The organism is Candidatus Binatia bacterium (assembly GCA_036493895.1).
Taxonomy (GTDB): domain Bacteria; phylum Desulfobacterota; class Binatia; order UBA1149; family CAITLU01; genus DATNBU01.
Map to the genome: position 1 here is coordinate 26,436 of DASXOZ010000027.1, position 14,584 is coordinate 41,019.

The 14,584-nt window shown below is 67.8% G+C and carries 12 protein-coding genes; 8 read left to right on the forward strand and 4 right to left on the reverse strand.

Annotation, left to right across the window (positions count from 1 at the left end):
- Positions 1-122 precede the first annotated feature (122 nt).
- Complete coding sequence (locus VGK20_07255) at positions 123-2,054, forward strand: glycoside hydrolase domain-containing protein (GenBank protein HEY2773834.1); 1,932 nt, start codon at positions 123-125, stop codon at positions 2,052-2,054.
- On the opposite strand, the gene VGK20_07260 is transcribed toward VGK20_07255, so the two are convergent.
- Positions 2,026-2,493 carry a hypothetical protein gene (locus VGK20_07260; GenBank protein HEY2773835.1) on the reverse strand — a complete coding sequence of 156 codons (468 nt, stop codon included), beginning with the start codon at positions 2,491-2,493 and terminating at the stop codon, positions 2,026-2,028. The genes VGK20_07255 and VGK20_07260 overlap by 29 nt on opposite strands.
- A gap of 430 nt (positions 2,494-2,923) precedes the next feature.
- On the opposite strand from VGK20_07260, the gene VGK20_07265 reads away from it, so the two are divergent.
- Both VGK20_07265 and VGK20_07270 read left to right on the forward strand, forming a co-directional pair.
- Positions 2,924-3,463, forward strand: coding sequence for a TlpA disulfide reductase family protein (locus VGK20_07265; GenBank protein ID HEY2773836.1), 540 nt, complete (start codon positions 2,924-2,926; stop codon positions 3,461-3,463).
- A 77-nt stretch (positions 3,464-3,540) separates the two neighbouring features.
- Positions 3,541-4,143, forward strand: a complete 603-nt coding sequence (locus VGK20_07270) for a thioredoxin family protein (GenBank protein ID HEY2773837.1) — start codon at positions 3,541-3,543, stop codon at positions 4,141-4,143.
- An 82-nt stretch (positions 4,144-4,225) separates the two neighbouring features.
- On the opposite strand, the gene VGK20_07275 is transcribed toward VGK20_07270, so the two are convergent.
- Positions 4,226-5,035 carry an inositol monophosphatase family protein gene (locus VGK20_07275; GenBank protein HEY2773838.1) on the reverse strand — a complete coding sequence of 270 codons (810 nt, stop codon included), beginning with the start codon at positions 5,033-5,035 and terminating at the stop codon, positions 4,226-4,228.
- On the reverse strand, positions 5,032-5,940 hold the full coding sequence (gene nudC / locus VGK20_07280) for an NAD(+) diphosphatase (protein HEY2773839.1): 909 nt from the start codon (positions 5,938-5,940) through the stop codon (positions 5,032-5,034). The genes VGK20_07275 and nudC overlap by 4 nt, the downstream gene beginning before the upstream one ends.
- 278 nt (positions 5,941-6,218) lie before the next feature.
- Here nudC and VGK20_07285 point away from each other — a divergent pair, with 278 nt between their 5' ends.
- Entirely contained in the window at positions 6,219-8,222 is a 2,004-nt protein-coding gene (locus tag VGK20_07285) for a PAS domain S-box protein (protein HEY2773840.1), read from the forward strand.
- On the opposite strand, the gene VGK20_07290 is transcribed toward VGK20_07285, so the two are convergent.
- The gene (locus tag VGK20_07290) at positions 8,212-9,375 is read right to left on the reverse strand and encodes a DUF2156 domain-containing protein (protein HEY2773841.1); all 1,164 of its coding nucleotides are present in this window, start codon (positions 9,373-9,375) and stop codon (positions 8,212-8,214) included. The two genes, VGK20_07285 and VGK20_07290, sit on opposite strands and share 11 nt — an antisense overlap.
- A 179-nt stretch (positions 9,376-9,554) precedes the next feature.
- On the opposite strand from VGK20_07290, the gene VGK20_07295 reads away from it, so the two are divergent.
- The 4 genes from VGK20_07295 (at position 9,555) to VGK20_07310 (ending at position 14,271) form a co-directional block, all read left to right on the forward strand.
- Positions 9,555-10,499, forward strand: coding sequence for an LLM class flavin-dependent oxidoreductase (locus VGK20_07295; GenBank protein HEY2773842.1), 945 nt, complete (start codon positions 9,555-9,557; stop codon positions 10,497-10,499).
- Positions 10,500-10,588: 89 nt separating this feature from the next.
- A complete protein-coding gene (locus VGK20_07300) occupies positions 10,589-11,617 on the forward strand; it encodes a DCC1-like thiol-disulfide oxidoreductase family protein (protein HEY2773843.1) in 1,029 nt (342 codons plus the stop codon).
- A gap of 243 nt (positions 11,618-11,860) precedes the next feature.
- On the forward strand, positions 11,861-13,297 hold the full coding sequence (locus tag VGK20_07305; GenBank protein HEY2773844.1) for an NAD(P)/FAD-dependent oxidoreductase: 1,437 nt from the start codon (positions 11,861-11,863) through the stop codon (positions 13,295-13,297).
- Positions 13,298-13,302: 5 nt separating this feature from the next.
- Positions 13,303-14,271 carry a cation diffusion facilitator family transporter gene (locus tag VGK20_07310; protein HEY2773845.1) on the forward strand — a complete coding sequence of 323 codons (969 nt, stop codon included), beginning with the start codon at positions 13,303-13,305 and terminating at the stop codon, positions 14,269-14,271.
- Positions 14,272-14,584: the final 313 nt, after the last annotated feature.

Here is a 14,584-nt window from a genome sequence, read left to right on the forward strand (position 1 = left end):
GACCCCTATCAGGTTCGGCTGCGGAGATCACGACGCCGGGCAGCCGACCGGGGCCGCCGCGAGAAAGGCCTTGTTTCCCACTGGTTCTGACGTACCTCACGGGCTAGAAAAGCCCGATCCTCATGCTTTCGGGCCCACTGCTGCGCCCCCGCCGCATCCTCATCGCCATCCTGGCCGTCGCACTCGCTGCCGCCGCCGCGGTGGTCGTCGACGTCGGCCCGCGAAATCTCGCCAGGATGGCCTGGCGCCGCGTGCAGAAAAGCGCCGATCGGCGCAATCGCTGGATCGAGCCCGATGCGGCGACAAACCCGGCGCCGGTCACGCCCGAGGAGAAATCGCGCGGCTTCTCGGTCTTCACGCGCTCGACGCTTCTGCGCATCAACGCCGGCGATCCGCCCGACACCGGTGAGACTCCCGCTGCACTTCACGCCCAGGCCGCGTGGAACCAGCGCGAGGCCCTGCAGCTCGGCGTGCACGCGCTGAGGAGCATCAACGCCCTCACCGCCTCGCCCTCCGATCTCCACGACGACGCGGGAGACGTGCTGCCGGCGGCTGCCATCGACGTCCGCATGGAGCGTTTCTACTCGCTTGCGCTGTCGATCAAGGTCCACAACCGCTTCGGCGTAGTCCCGAAGACCCTCGAACCCGCGGTTTCCATCGCCGCGCCCTCCGGCAGCACGAGGCCCTTCTGGCTGACCGTGCACGTTCCCGACGCGCAGCCTGCCGGCCTCTACCGCGGCACCGTTTCCGTCACGGCGGACTCATCGACAGTCGAGGTTCCGATCGACGTGGATGTGCTCGGGCTCGCGCTGGACGAGGCTCCCATCCTGCTCGGACCGCTCAGCCTGCCGGTGCTTCGCAACTTCTCGCGGTCCGGCCTCGAGCGCGGCGGAGAAATCGCCAGGCGAGCCGACCTCATCTTCCGCGACATCCGCGATCACGGCATGACGACGCTCAGCCTGTGGTCGGGCCGCGCCTCGCGCCGCGAGCGCGGCAGGCTCGTGCTGCCCGATCTCGAGATGGCAATGGAGATGTTCCGGCGCGACGGATTTCCGCAGCCCCTTTTGTTCGCGCCGGTCAACCTGCTGTTTACGAACAAGCTCGGCCGCACCGCGAACTATCGTCACTACCATTCGGTCACGGCCGTGCCGATGGCACGCGACATCGCGACGACCTACACCGCGCGTGCGCGCGAGCTCGGGCTGCCCGGCCTGATCCTGGATCCCGTCGAAGAGCCGAACTACGCGCTCGGCCTCGACCGCCACGATCCTCCCGATCTTCGCCAGCGCATCGCCCGCGAGCTTCTCGCCGCGATGAAGGAAGCAGGCGCAACCACGGCGATGACGTGCACGCCCGAGACGGCCTCCGTCGGCGCCGGCAATCTCGATTACTGGCTGGTCGCGTACAAACGATTCACGCCGGGAGTCTTCGACAAGGCCAGGAAGGCCGGTGCCCACGCGGCGATGTACAACAACGCGACGCTGACCGGCAACGGCACGTCGTTCAGCCGTTTCTTCTTCGGGTACTATCCGTGGGCCACGGGCCTCGACGGCATGATGGCGTGGACCTACCCGATGATTCAGAAACGATTCCCGGCCAACATGGATGCATCGCGCGCCGAGGGACCTCTCGACGTTCGTGACGGCTTCCTCGGGCGCGACGGCAAGCCCGTTCCGACCATCCAGTGGGAGCTCGCGCGCGAAGGCGTCGACGACGCTCGCTACCTCGCAACGATTGCGCGGCTTGCCGCAAGCGCTCGCTCCATCGGTTCGCCCGGAGCAACGCAGGCTGCGGACGAGGCCGACCGCTTCTTCGCGTCGCTGCGCGCCTCCGTCGGACGCGACCCGCACCGCTACGCGTTCGAGAACCCGAAGACCCTGGCTCCAGCGCGCGCGGTCGGATGGGACTGGACCGATTTCGAGGCCACGCGAAGACGCAGCTTCGAGCTGGCAAGGGAGCTTGCGGCGGTAATTGGCGGTCCGCCGGCAGGTCGTCTTTCCGGCCTGCAACCGGGCACGGCGCGTCTCAACGCGTCGAGCCGGGCATCCAGATGAACCCCCACCCGCCGGAATTCAACTCCGCGTATCCGTCGCCATTCATCTCGAGAACGAAACCGTAGACCTGCCCGTCGCGCGTAACCGGGCGAATGCGGCTGGCCGCGATGCCCCCTCGCGACAGCCTGCGAAGAATCCTGGCAAGGCTGGTATCCTTGTATGTTTCGCTGGCCGGCGGCTTGAGAAGCGACAGGCTGACCGCACTCGACGGAATTGCCCCCGCGAGCTTCGCGTCCATCACGAGCACGACCTTCCCGTCCCCGGAACCAGCGATCTCGACAGCCGTATCGTCGATCTTGATGGTCTTCGATGCACCCGTGTACATCGAGCAATCCCGGGTGAAAAAATACGGCGTCTTGCAGTTGAAGCTTCCGACGGCCATCGCATCCCGGTTGACGGCTGCCGGCTCCGTTGGACGACGCCCCGAACAGCCGGCCATGCTCAGCACGACAGCGGCGAGGACCAACCCCGCGCGCAGGAGCAACGGCGCGGCGCGGGGCGACTGCGAACCGGTCAAGCTCGGCGCCGACAGAGAATATTCGCGAGGGAGTCTGATCGTCACGTGTCCTTCCCGGTGCGCCCGGTGCGCCCTGTGCGCCCTGTGCGCTGCTGGCGTCCAGACGCAGTTGTGAGACGGCCGAGGTCTACCATCGCGGGCGAAGTGTGACCAGTCAACGGTGGCGGCCGCTGCCGGTCTCGCAGTCCTTGCACGGTGGAACACCGCTCTACGATGCCGTCACCGGCACGATGCGGATCTTCGACCTGTGCTCGGACCGGAGCTGCACGATGCTGGTGCAAAGCGCGGCAACGACGATCGCCGGCGAAACGGCAGCTTGCACTCGCGCGGCGACCGGGGCTTACCGGAGCCCATGTCCCGAGCGACCCTGAACCGGCTCGTCGGAGGCGGTGCACTCGCAAGTGCACTGGCCGTTGTGCTCGTCCTCTCACGGGTAGCGCCCGCCGTCGCGGACAGTGCAGCGGCCGATTTGCAGCCCGCAACTTCCGCGCAGCTTCTCGGGACCGTGCACGGCACCGGCGCGAAGGTCGTCCTCGTCAACCTCTGGGCCACCTGGTGCACGCCGTGCCGCGAGGAATTCCCCGACCTCCTGCGTTTTTACCGCGCCTACAAGGACAAGGGCGTACGGCTGCTGCTCGTCTCCGGGGACTTCGCCTCCGACACGGCGCCCGCCAAGGAGTTCCTCACCTCCCAGGGCGTCGATTTCCCGACCTACATCAAGAACGAAGGCGACGAAGCGTTCATCAACGCCCTCGATTCGCAGTGGACCGGCGCGCTGCCCGCGACTTTCGTCTACGACGCCGCCGGCAAACGCATCCACTCGTTCCTCGGCCCGATTACCTATGAATCCCTCGAGCACGAGGTCACGCCGCTGCTGGCGGGGGCCACGTGACATGATCCCCCGTGACATGTCACGAGGTCACGCCGCTGCTGGCGCGGGCCACGTGACATGATCCCCAAGGAGAGACCATGAGCAAGAAAACCGCCCTTCTCGTTTCACTCGCCCTGTCCGCCCTGCTGAGCCCGGCTCTTGCGTGGGCCGTCGCGACCGGCGATCCGATCCCGATGAAAGACGCCAAGCTGACCAACTACGACGGCCACGAGACGACGATCGCCGACGTCCACGGCAGCAAGGGAACTCTCGTCGTATTCACCTGCAACCACTGCCCCTACGCCAAGGCCTGGGAAGACCGCATCGTCGCGCTCGGCAACGAGTATTCGAAGAAGGGCATCGGCGTCATCGCGATCAACTCGAACGACTCGAGCGCGATTCCCGAGGACGGCATCGACCAGATGAAGCAGCACGCGACCGGCAAGAGCTACGGCTTCGCGTATGCCGTGGATTCCACTTCGGGCGTCGCCAAGGCTTTCGGCGCGACCAAGACGCCGGAGGTGTTCCTGTTCGATGCGTCCGGCAAGCTCGCCTACCACGGCGCCATCGACGACAACTCCGCCGACGCCGGCGCGGTGAAGTCGCACTATCTGAAGGACGCGCTCGACTCGGTCGCAGGCGGAAAGCCCGTGGCCGTGGCCGAAACCAAGGCCCTCGGCTGCGGAATCAAGTTCCGCTAGCACCGCGAATGGGGTCAGGCACCATTCCTCTGATGCCTGACCCCATTCCTCTGGTGCCTGACCCCATTACAGCGATGTTATTTCAGCGCGGCTCGATGTGCTCGCGGGCCAGGTTCAGCAGCGCTTCTGTCGCGGCGGCGCGCACCGGGAAGCTGAGATCTCCGTAGGCACGCCCGGCAGCAGGCGGGAATGGCCTGCTCGAATCGAGGGTCTCGATGACACCGCCCGCTTCGACGACCAGGCACCAGCCGGCCGCGAGGTCCCAGATCTTCGGTCGTGTCTCCATGCCGATCGCGGCGCTGCCGCGGGCGACGCACGCCAGCGTGTACGCAGCCGAGCCGAACACGCGCACCTTCATCGGCAGGTTGACGTGGAACAGGCGAGGCGTGCGCGCGCAGCAGGCGATCATGCCGACCTGGCGCGGCACCGCCGGCGCGCGTACGTGGATGGCCGCGCCGTTCATCCGCGCGCCTGCTCCGCGCGCCGCGACGTAAAGCTCGCCGAGCGCCGGAAAGAACAGCACGCCCACGTCCGGACCGTTCGCGTCGCAGCGCGCGATCGAGACGCCCCAGTGCTGGACGCCGAGCGCGAAGTTGGTCGTGCCGTCGAGCGGGTCGACGATCCACGTGCAGCGCGCACTGGAGCCCGACGTGGGCGCCAGCTCTTCGCTGAGAATCGCGTCGCCCGGAAAGCTGCGCCCGAGCTCGGCTGCGATCAGGTGGTCGGCAGCGACATCCGCCTCGGTGACGATCGAATAGTCGTGCTTGAGCTCGGCAGCCAGCGAGTCGCTGCGAAAATACCCGAGCAGCAATGCGCCCGCCTTCTCGGCCACCGCGGCGGCTGTTTTTGCAGCTTCGACGGCCTCGGCGACATCGGCGGGACGCCGGCTCACTCGGTCAGTCCCGCCCAGTCGTCGCAGAGGCGGCGCCCGATCGCGAGCACTGGAGGCAGCATCAATCCCGATTCGTCGCTTTCTCCGCGACAGACGCGCTCGATCGTCGCGCGCGAGAACCAGCGCGCGTCCTCGATCTCGTGTGAATCGATGCGCACGTCCTCGCTGGTCGCCTCGGCGACGCAGCCGATCATCAGCGACGAAGGAAAAGGCCACGGCTGCGACGAGTGATAGCGCACGCTGCCGACCTCGATGCCCGACTCCTCGCGTACCTCGCGGCGCACCGCCTCCTCAATGGTCTCGCCGGTCTCGACGAAACCGGCCAGCGTCGAGTACATTCCGCGCGGCCATGCTGCCTGGCGGCCAAGGAGGCAATGGTCGCCACGGACGACGAGCATGATGACGACGGGATTGACGCGCGGAAAATGTTCGGCGCGGCAGCGGTCGCACACACGCATCGCACCCCCTTGGGCGACCGTGGTCGCGGCGCCGCAGCGGGCGCAGAACGGATGGGTGGCGTGCCAATCGACCAGCGAACGCGCCTGGGCGACGATGGCGCTGTCGGCGGAGGCAAGCTGGCCGGCTACCGCGCGCACGTCGATGAAGTGGGCGACCTCGAGGAGGCCGAGCTCGCGGGCGGGCTCGGCAAGCGCCGAGACGTCGACCGCGTAGTGCGCGACGCCGTCGCGGATCCCGAGCAGGATCGGGCGCACCTGTTCGCCGGCCCGGGAGAGCAGCCCCCGCTTGGCCCACGCAAGGCCCGATCCGTCTTTCTTGACGAGTACTTCCAGCTTCCAAAGCGGCAGGAAGCGGCTGCCCGGGTCCTCGAGGCCGGCTGCCAGCCAAGCGTCGTCGAGACGCTGGCTCTGGGCGCGGTCGAGGGGATTTCCGGCAAAAACATTCATCACGGAATCGCCGCCCATAGCCCATGCGGGCACGGTGTCCAAGGGGCGTGACCAATACCGCGTGGACGCGCACCCTCTGTGGGTGCGCTCAGTCCCTGTCTGGATACGCCGTATCCCTTCCCCAACGTCGCGCACAGTCGTATGGTGCGTCCCATGAGGATGGCGTCGGCATGCGCCGACGCAGGGTGAGGCGGAAGAGAACTGCGAGGCCAGTCGTGCCGGCGAATTGCGGCGCGCAGAGCGTGCCGGCGAAAAACCCGGCACGCAGGAGGCTTTCGATGGTCGAACGCCGCATCGACGAGTTCCGGGAGCGCCTGGACGCTCATTCCGACCCCGCCGGCGTGCTGACGAGCCTCATCGAGAACACGCCAGCTCCCCTTGCCCTGTACAGCCCCGACGGCCACTGCGTCCGCGTCAATCCTGCGTACTGCGAACTGTTCGGCTCCGAGCCCAACCCTGCGCTCGAGCTTTCGGACGACGAAGTGCTCGGCCCCAGCGGAGTGCTGTTCTGGCTTCGCCGCGCGTTCTCGGGCGAGACGATCACGACGCCGAGCTTCTGGTACGAGCGCTCGAAGCTTGCGATCCTCGACGGGCGTCGCCGGGTCGCGCTGACGGCGCGCGGGTTCCCGCTGCGCGATCGCGAAGGCAACATCGAGTTCGTCGCGATCGCGTTTCGCGACGAAACCGACGCGTTGCTGCTGGCCGAGCGCCGCCGCATCGAGGCCGAAGAGCCGCGCCGCCTGATCGACGAGATCCAGCGCGCCGATCTCGAACGGCGCACCAACGAAGAACAGTTCCGCGCAGTGTTCGAGCAGATCGCCGACGGTGTGATGCTGACGGACGACTCGGGCCGCGTGCTCGACATCAATCCATCGGGATGTCGCATCTTCGGTCGCCGCGTCCAGGATATCGTCGGCTCGCGCTACTGGGAGCACATCGGCGACGTCGCCGAATCGCGGCCGCTCAGCGAGAAGCTGCTCGAAGAAGGGACGCTGATCGCCGAAGTGCAGGTGTGGCGTGCCGACGGGCAGCTTCGCGATCTCGAGCTGAGGTCGGTCTCGAATTTCCTGCCGCACCGCCACCTGACGACGTTCCTCGACGTCACCGAGCGCAACGCGGCGCTTCGCGAACTGCAACGCAGCGAAGCGCACCTGATCGCATCGCAGCGCATCGCGCACGTCGGAAGCTGGGAATTCGAGCTTAACGGCTCGCTCGAGGACCTGGATTCGAACGTGCTCCGCTGCTCGGAAGAATGCCTGCGCATTTTCGGGCTGGACCCTTCCACTCCGGTCACGCCCGGGCTGTCGATGGAGTTCGTGCACCCGGACGACAAGACCGGCCTCCTCGCCGCGCTGAGCAGGGCGATCCGCACGCGCACCGTCTATTCGAACGAGCACCGCATCGTCCGTCCCGACGGCAGCGAGCGTGTCGTGCACGCGCGCGGCGAGATCGTCGAGGATGCGACGGACGACTCCGACAGCGGTGGGCGCCGGCGCCTGCGCCTGATCGGGACGACGCAGGACGTCACCGAGCGAAGCCGCGCCCGCGGCGAGATCCAGCGCCTCAACAGCGAGCTCGAGCGCCGCGTCGCCGACCGCACTTCCCAGCTCGAGGCGGCCAACCGCGACCTCGAGGCGTTCTCGTATTCCGTCTCGCACGACTTGCGCGCCCCGCTGCGGGCGATCAATGGGTACGCGCAGATCCTGCTCGTCGAGCAGCCGGGCCATTTCGATGAAACGGGAAAGCTCGCGCTCGAACGGATCGAGGCGTCCGCCCGAAGGATGGACGGACTGATCGACGGACTGCTCGCGCTGTCGCGACTCGGGCGGCGCCCGACCGAGATCGGGCGCATCGCCGCCCGTCCGATCGTCGACGAAGCGCTCGAGGAGCTCGGCATCGGCGCCGCAACCGGCGAGCTGGAGATCCGCATCGGCGATCTTCCCGAATGCGAGGCCGACCCCGCGCTGCTGCGGCAGGTGTTCGTCAACCTGATCGGCAACGCGGCCAAGTTCAGCCGTGGCCGCAGTCCGGCGCTGATCGAGATCGACTGCCGCCACGTCGGCGGCGAGAAAGTCTGGAGCGTGACGGACAACGGCATCGGCTTCGAGATGAGCCAGGCCTCCAGGCTGTTCGGCGTGTTCGAGCGGCTGCTGTCGGCGGAGACTTACGAAGGAACCGGGCTCGGTCTTGCGATCGTCGACCGCATCGTCAAGCGGCACGGCGGAAGAGTGTGGGTGGAGTCGATGCCGGATCGGGGAGCGTCGTTCTACTTCACGCTGTAGACGACCGGTCCGTCTTCGAGCTCGCTGGACTCGTTTGCGGCCGCGAAGGGCCTGCGATCCGCAGTCGCGACGCCAGCGTCCTGGCTTCCTGCGCGACGGCCCAGCCGAGCGCCCGCAGCGTCGCGGCAACCGGTGCGCCGTCGGTGAAGGCGCCGGCGATGGCATGCAGCACCTGCGGCGAGAAGTACGGACGGTCGGCCACGGCATAGACCGGCTCCCACGATTCGGGGCGCAGTTTTGCCTTGAACGCGTCGAGCCCTTCGAAATTGTAGAAGCGCCTGCCGTGGGCGCGCAGCCATCCGAGCAGCAACCGGAGCCACGGCGGCGGCTTGCCGGGCTCTGCCTGCGCACGCGGCGACAGCGGCGACAGGCCGAGAGTGACGAAGCGGCTGCCGTCGCGGGCGAGCTCGCGGATTGCCGCGTCGATCAGCAACTCGGCGGTGCCGTTGACCGATCCGCGTCCGCGGATCACCTGCTCGATCAGCCAGCCCTGACGCCCCGGAACCGGAGAGGCGACGAGAAATCCGACGATATCGCCGTAGCGCTCGGCGATAAACAGGCGGCGGTCGAACAGTCGCCCGAGGGTCTGGGGCTCGACGAGAAAATGCATAGGCGGCGCGGCTCGCGTCGCGACCCATTCGTCGAGGCAGCGCTGCAGCGGCGCAACGTCGACGGGCACATCCGTCGGGACTTCGCGCACGAGCACGGCTTTGTTGCGCGCGCGGCGGAGCTGGGCGCGCAGCGAGGCGTGGGTCCCGACGCAGTCGGCCCAGTGTGACGGATTCCACACCGGCTGCGCGCCGAGGCTCAGCAGTGCGTGCCGCGAGGAGGAACCGAGCGCAGAGGCGAGCGCCGCTTCGCCGCCGAAGTAGCAGACGCGCAGTCCCGAGCTTCGTGCGTCACGCTCGAACTCGTCGAGCACGGCGGCCAGCCGTTGCGGCGCGCACGTCGGCGCGCCCGCGACGATGCGGAAGCGGCCGAACTCGACGAACCCGGCAACCGCATCGCCGTCGCGCGAGAACCAGTACGCAATGCCCGGATTGAGGATCTGGTAGGAGTTGGCCGCTGTGCCGTGCGCGAGGACGAGCGCGCGTGCACGCTCGAGCGGCTGCGTGGCAGCCGCCGCGCCGGCGGACTGGCGGTCTTCGCTCATGCGGAAGGACTAACAATCAGATTCCCTTGAGCTAGTCGAAATCCGGACGTAGGTAGCCCCGGCCGCTCCGCACGGGACACACGGGACACCCCGGACGCCCCGGACACCCCGGGAAGGAAAGGCCGCCTTCGACATTGACAGCGGCATGCGTGGAGCATTGCCGCAGACGGAGAATCGACATGACGAACGCGAAGAAGGTCCGCTTCGGAGTCACGCTGCCCCAGATCAAGCGCTCCTGGTCGGATGCCAGGGCCGCGGCCTCCGAGATCGATTCGGCGGGCTATGACAGCGCGTGGGTCTGCGACCACCTTTACGGCGTGCCGATGCCGAACATCCCGATCCTCGAGGCGTACAGCCTGCTCGCGGCCGTCGCGGCAGTCACGTCGAAGGTCTCGCTCGGCGCGCTGGTGACGCCGCCGTTTTTTCGTAACCCCGCCGTGCTCGCCAAGCAGATCGCGACCATCGATGCGATCGCCGGCAGCGGGCGCGCGATTGCAGGCCTCGGCTCAGGCTGGTTCGCCTCGGAATTCGAAGGTTACGGTTGCGATTTCCCCGACGTGCGAACGCGCCTTGCCGCCCTCGACGACACCTGCACGATCCTTCGCCGCATGTGGACCGAGGAGCAGCCGACTTACCGCGGCGCCGTCTATCGCATCGAGGACGTCGTCTGCGAGCCGCGCCCCGACGAGCGGCCGCGCATTCTCATCGGCGGAGGCGGCGAGAAAGTGCTGCTTCGACTGGCGGCGCGCCACGCCGACATCTGGAACAACCTGGCGGTCAATCAGAAAGACTTGGCCCGCAAGATCGACGCCCTGCGCGTGCACTGCGAGAGCGAAGGGCGGAGCTTCGAGGAAATCGAGATCTCCCAGCAGTGTCTCGTCGTCGTTCTGCCGACGCAGGAAGAAGCCGAAGTCGCCGTCGGCAAGGCCGAAAAAGTGTACGGCGGCCACATGGGCGCCGGTCTTCGCGAGCACGGGATCTGGGGCTGCCCCGATGTCGTGATCGAAAAAATCCAGGGCTACGTGGGCAAGGGCTGCACGCACTTCGTCATGGAGATGTTCGGCCGCGACGTGCGCGAGCCGGCTGCGCTGTTCGCCCAGAAGGTGCTGCCTGCGTTCCGCTGACGGGCGCAAGCTGGAGCAAGATGGCACAGGACGGCGCAGAAACGCGCCCGACCTGTACCTCACGGTCGTTCCCGCATAGCATCGCGCGCGTGCCGCTGACGAAGGCCTGGACAGGAGGTCAGTACAGCCTGGTGCGCGGCGTTGCGTGCGGGTCCCTGGCGGTCGCGCTCCTCTGGACCGGCCTGCGCACTCCAGGCTTCGACACGTTCTCCCTCGTCCTGGCCGTTTTCGCGGGCGCAGTCGCAATCGGGCTCGGTCCGCTCCATCGCACGATCGCAGCGCTGCTGGCCACGCTGATTTCCTTCGGCGTGGACTGCCTCGGCGGCGCGGCGGTGCAGTACGTCGCACTGTGGCTGTCGGCGCACATTCTTCTTCCGAAGGCACCGTACGGAAGCCTTGCGGCCGCCGGGCGCCGCGATCCCCGCAGCGGCTGGCATATGCCTGCGTGGTATCCGATCGGCTGCGTGGCCACCTTCTTCGCCGCCCGCATCGTCGCATCGGTCCACGCGTCGATGGACCACCAGGATGTGCTGGCCTGGGCCTTTGTCTTCGTTGCGACGCTGGTCCTTTTCCCCAAGACGGCGCTGCTCGGCTGGACGCTCTCGCTCACGCTCGGAGTCGCGCTCGCGGCGATCGGCAAGGGAAGCGCCAGCGGGGCGTGGTTCCTTCACCTGCTCGTGTTCCAGCCCGCGTGGGTTCCGAAAAAGAAGGAAGCCGGCAAGGACACGGTCTTCTACGATGGAAGCTGCGCGCTCTGCCACGGCTGCGTGCGTTTCCTGCTCGCCGAAGACACTGAACCTGCCAGTTTCCGCATCGCGCCGATCGGTGGCGAAACGTGGATCGCCAGGGTCCCGCAAAGCGAGCGGATGCGCGCTCCCGACAGCATCGTTCTCCTTCGCGGGGGTCGCGTGATGGTTCGCAGCCTTGCGGTGATCGAGATCCTCGACTCGCTGTCAGGACTGTGGTGGATCGTCGCGACGGTCGCTCGCGTCGTGCCGCGCAGCATGGCCGACCGTCTCTACGATACGGTCGCGTCGAATCGCTACCGCTGGTTCGGCCGGCGCAGCGACGCCTGCCCGCTGCTGCCGCCGGACCTCGTCACAAGATTGGAGCACTAGCGGCTGGTCCGCAGGACGGCGGACCAGCGACTCCTTCAGGCGCGCCGACTGCCGTCGAGGTGCAGTCGCTGCTCCGTTCGCGGGGCAAACGCACCCGCAGTTGGGCCTCGCGTCGAGCATTCCCTCTCGGTCCCGGTCCGATCCGGTGACAGCATCGAGTTTGTGCCGCGGCGTCCCCGCACGAGCAGGCGCGGGAGCGATCCCGGCGTCCGTGGTGTGGCTCCGCGGCCAGCGGTGTGACCGGTGGCAGCAGCGGATGTCGTCATCATCGGTGCGGGACCGAACGGGCTGAGCGCGGCCATCGCGCTCGGCCGCGCCGGCATCGAAACCGCCGTTCTCGAAGCGGCCCAGCAACCGGGAGGTGGGCTGCGCACCGAGGAGATCACGCTGCGCGGCTTCCACCACGACGTGTGCTCGGCAGTCCATCCGCTCGCGCTCGCGTCTCCCTTCCTGCGCTCCCTCGATCTTGCGCGCCACGGTCTTACGTGGATCCAGCCCGACTGTCCGCTGGTGCACGTCGGCCGCGACGGCCAGGCCTTCGCGCTCGAGCGTTCGCTGCAGGACACGGCGATGCGGCTCGGCAACGACGGTGCCGAGTGGCTGCGGATTGCCGAGCCTTTCATTGCGCGCTTCGACGAGTTGATGGACACCGCGCTCGGACCGCTTCGCCGCCCGGCCTCGCCGTCGCTGGTCGCCGAATTCGGGCTGCTGGCGCTTCGATCGGCCCGCGGCCTGGCGGATGCGCATTTTCGCGGCACCGCGATGCGTGCGCTGTTCGCCGGTATGGCCGCGCACTCGATGCAGCCGCTGGACTCGCTCGCGACTTCGGCGATCGCGCTGGTGCTGGCGCTCGCGGCGCACGTCGTGGGATGGCCGATCCCGCGCGGAGGGTCGCGCAGCGTTTGCAATGCGCTCATCGCCGAGCTTCGCGAGCGCGGCGGATCGGTGATGCTCGGCCGCTCGATCCGTACGCTCGCGGATTTGCCGCCGGCACGCGCCTACGTCTTCGACGTCACGCCGCGCCAGCTCCTGGCGATCACCGAAGGAGCGTTGCCGTCGGCGTATCGACGCCGCCTGCTGCGCTTTCGATACGGCCCGGGCGTCTGCAAAGTCGACTGGGCTCTTCGCGCACCGATCCCGTGGCTGGATCGCGGCTGCGCGCGCGCGGCGACGGTGCACCTTGGGGGAACGCTCGAGGATATCGCCACCGCCGAGGCCGCGGTGGCAGCCGGCAAACGACCGAAGAGACCTTTCGTGATCCTCGTGCAGCCGACGTTGTTCGACACATCGCGCGCGCCCGACGGAATGCACACGGCATGGGCGTACTGCCACGTACCCCTCGGCAGCAATGAGAGCCGTGCCGCAGCGATCGAACGGCAGATCGAGAAAGCGGCGCCGGGGTTCCACGAGACCGTGCTCGCCCGCTCGGTGCGCACCGCCGCCGACCTGGAGCGGCTGAACCCGAACCTCATCGGCGGCGACATCAACGGCGGCAGCGCCCGCCTCTCCCAGCTTTTCTTCCGGCCGACGATGAGCCGCGACCCGTATGCGACGCCCCACCCGAAGATCTTCCTGTGCTCGGCTTCGACGCCGCCCGGCGGCGGCGTGCACGGGATGTGCGGATACTGGGCGGCCCAGAGCGTCCTGCGAAGCGTCTTCGGCAAGCGTGCCCTGAGCTGACGGCGATGCGCACGAACGTAACGCTCGTCGTCTATGTCGCCCTTGCAGGAAACATCGCCGTTGCCGTGACCAAAACCGCCGCTGCCGTGTGGACCGGAAGCGCAGCACTGGCCAGCGAAGCGGTGCATTCGGCCGTCGACACGCTGAACGAGGCGCTGCTCGCATGGGGGATGCGCCGCGCCGCGCAGCCCCCGGACAACGAGCATCCTCTCGGCCACGGCCGAGAGCTGTATTTCTGGAGCTTCGTCGTCGCGCTGATGGTGTTCGGGCTCGGCGCCGGCTTTTCCCTCGTCGAAGGCATCGACCACATCCGGCATCCTCGTCCGATCGACCACGTGACGGCCGGCTACGTGGTGCTCGCGCTGGCTTTCGTGTTCGAGAGCACCTCGTGGACGATCGCGCTGCGCCATTTCGTCGAAACCAAGGGCGACGCAGGCTTTTACGAGGCGGTGCGCGGCAGCAAGGATCCGCCGGGTTTCATCGTCCTGCTCGAAGACACCGCGGCGATTGCCGGCATCGTCATTGCGGCCGCCGGCACCTTCGCGGCGAGCCACTTCGGCCTTCCGGTGCTCGACGGCGCAGCATCGGTCGGCATCGCGCTGCTATTGGCGGGCACGGCGCTCGTGCTGCTGCGCGAGAGCGCGAGCCTGCTGATCGGAGAGCGCGCCGATGCGGAGCTTGCGCGCTCGATCCTTGCGATTGCTGCAGGCGAAAGCGGTGTCCAGGGCGCCAACGGCGTGTTCACCGTACACCTTGCGCCGCAACAGGTGGTCGCTGCGCTCAGCCTCGAGTTCTCCGATGAGCTGACGGCGCCGCGGATCGAGGAGACGGTCATTGCCGTCGAGAAGAAGGTGCGCGGGACTCACCCGCAGGTGATCGCGCTGTTCGTCAAGCCGCAGACGGCGGCGACGTACCGCAGCACGCGCAAGGAGGGTTACGGCGACGGTGCCACGCACCAGCCCCTTTCCGCGTGAAGACGGGCGTGCGGCAGTGGCGCGGGCGCGGGCGCGGGCGCGAATGAGACAGGACTCCGCCTGCAGGCGCGTGCGGGTCTCAACAGAAGGCCGACGGCGCGGCGACGCCGAGAAGGAACGCCACCAGGATGTGACGCAGCGCGGGCGAGAGAGTGGACAAGGGGTCAACGATCGAATCCATGGGCGGCGTCTCCGAAGCGTCCCTGTTGCCGCCACCGGGCAACAATAGGCAAGGGCAATTCGGTGGTTGAGGAATGGGGTCAGGCACCAGCGGAATGGTGCCTGACCCCATTCCTCTGGTGCCTGACCCCAT